This window comes from Mesorhizobium sp. Arg314 (assembly GCF_053714275.1).
In genome coordinates, this window is the sequence record NZ_JBSKBP010000266.1 from 1 (window position 1) to 421 (window position 421).

At 62.0% G+C, this 421-nt stretch carries 1 protein-coding gene; it reads right to left on the reverse strand.

Features of this window, described 5'->3' with window-relative positions:
• Positions 1-167: 167 nt before the first annotated feature.
• Positions 168-421: hypothetical protein (locus ACWGS9_RS35420; RefSeq protein ID WP_454509505.1), on the reverse strand; the 254-nt coding region annotated here is incomplete at its 5' end.

The window sequence follows — 421 nt, forward strand, 5'->3', positions numbered from 1 at the left end:
TTGTTACGGCTCACATTCGTAAACACCGTCATCCCGTCGGCATCCATAACGGCTTAGTGTCGTTGCGAAGTCCATTGCGTTCGGGCGGCGAGCGCTGGATGGGCCTCCTGCAGTGCCCAACAGCCGGATACCGGGAGCCGTGTGAGCTGAGAGGCTCACGCACGGTTCTAGGAGAGCACGGCGGTGAAATTCCGCCGTGCCACTCGACTGACCAGGTCCTGCTCCAGCAACCGGTAATCCCTGTGGATATGGGCGTCGCTCAGCAGTTCGTCGGCGCCGAGCACTGCCCCCTCAGGGAGGTTGGACGAGCCTGACGGAAAAGCTCTGATCTGAGCATCGGAGGAGGTGGTCAGATCGACCAACGGAACACCGCGATAGGTGTCTGACAGCCTGGCGGTCGCTGGCGAGGCGGGTTCTGGAG